The sequence below is a fragment of the Kitasatospora sp. NPDC004799 genome (assembly GCF_040609095.1).
In the GTDB taxonomy this organism is placed as follows: domain Bacteria; phylum Actinomycetota; class Actinomycetes; order Streptomycetales; family Streptomycetaceae; genus Kitasatospora.
Map to the genome: position 1 here is coordinate 1 of NZ_JBEXJK010000764.1, position 1,667 is coordinate 1,667.

The following is a 1,667-nucleotide window of genomic DNA, read 5'->3' on the forward strand; positions in this document are numbered from 1 at the left end:
CGGCCAGGCCGACTACGACTATCCGACCGGGCCCGGGGACGCCGAGGACCGGCCGAGCGCGCGCAGGCCGTCCTCGTAGGACTGGACGGCGTTGCGGTCGGCGCGGTGCGGGTACAGCAGCGTCACGGTGTCCGGCCGCCGGTCGGTGTGCCGCTCGGCGAGGTCGAGCAGCCAGCGGCCGGTCCAGGCGGGTTCGTCGGCGGGCAGCGGGCGGGGCAGGTCGATGCCGTGCCGGGTGAGCAGCGGCCGCCAGGCGGCCCGGGCCCGGCCGACCACGGCGAGCCCGCCCGGGCCGTTCGCGTTGGTCTCCAACACGCCCAGCCTGCCGTCGGGTTGGGGGAGGAGGTCGAGCCGCAGCAGGTGCACCCGGGTGTCCCGGGCGGCGTCCGCCTGGGCGCGCAGCGGCTCCGGGAGGGTGAGCACCCGGCGCAGCCGGGGGTCGTACGCCCAGGCCGCCACGATGGTTTCGATCATGCGGTGGTAGGCGGCGACGAAGGCCGCCAACTCCTCGCGCAGGCCCGGGCGCAGTCGCAGCGGGAGTCCGAGTGGCCGGGCTTTGTGGACGGCCGGGTCCCCTACGGTCTGCGTGGCGGCCAGCGCCCGGCCCTCGGCCGTCCGGCCGATCGCCGCGACCCGGCGGGTGAACGCCTCGTCCAGGCCCGGCCAGTCCGCGCCGTCGGTGGTCCCGATGTCGTCAGCCATGCGAACGATCACGTCCTCAACTGGTCGAGAGCCAGGGCTGGTCGGCGGACCGACAGTAGTCATCCGACTACTCGCCCTCAAGGGCGTGCGCGGCTCCGGTGACGGGCGCTCGGGGGCGCTCGGTCGTGCGCGGACGCGCTCGGGGCCGAGGAGGGGCGGGTGGGCCGCACGGGCGCTCGAACGCGCGCCCCACGCGGCGTCGCCGCGCTCCCGGACGGTCTCACCGCGCTACCGGACGGCGTCGCCCCGCGCTACCGGACGGTCTCGCCCCGCTCCCGCACGACCGTCCAGCGCCCGCCGTCCAGCGCGTGGACGGGCGGCCGGGGGCGCACCCACAGGTGGGCGAACGGCTGGTCGTAGCCGCCGGCGCCGCCGATCACCACCAGGTCCCCCGGCGCCGCGCCGGCCGGCCCGGGGACCTCGTCCGCGAACACGTCGCCCTCGTAGCAGTTGGCGCCGAGCAGCCGGTACCGTCCGCCGAGGTCGCCCGGCGCGGCCGGGAACTCGATCGGGTGCGCCCGGCTCTTCACCGTCCGGGCCAGGTTCGTCCCCCCGTCCAGGACCAGCAGCTGGCGCCCGTCGCGGGGCTTGCGGACCGCCACCCGGCAGACCAGCGCGCCGTGTTCCTCCACCAGGGAGCGCCCCGGCTCGATCAGCAGGTGCAGCTCCTCCGGGCGCAGCCCCGCCTCGCGGCACCCGGCCGCGACGGCGGCCGCGTACGCCTCCCAGCCGGGGCCGGGGGCGTTCCGGGGCGGGAAGCCGCCGCCGACGTCCACGGTCAGCCGGCCCTCGGCCGCCTTCGCCAGGTCCCGGAGCACCTCCGCCCAGGACACCAGCGCGTCGCGGTACGCCTCCGGCGCGGAGAGCGTCCCCACACCGACTGCTCGCCGATCGTGCGCACCAGCTCGGCGCGCATCAGGGCGACGATCTCGGCCCGGCCGGCCACGTGGTGGTAGAGCGCCGAG

The 1,667-nt window shown here is 77.5% G+C and carries 2 protein-coding genes; both read right to left on the reverse strand.

Annotated features, from left to right (window positions below):
- Nucleotides 1–18 precede the first annotated feature (18 nt).
- Nucleotides 19–702 (reverse strand): hypothetical protein, encoded by a 684-nt coding sequence (locus ABZW03_RS40620; RefSeq protein WP_355269871.1) that lies wholly within the window; start codon nucleotides 700–702, stop codon nucleotides 19–21.
- 251 nt (nucleotides 703–953) lie between these two features.
- A complete protein-coding gene (locus tag ABZW03_RS40625) occupies nucleotides 954–1,577 on the reverse strand; it encodes a hypothetical protein (protein WP_355269873.1) in 624 nt (207 codons plus the stop codon).
- Nucleotides 1,578–1,667: the final 90 nt, after the last annotated feature.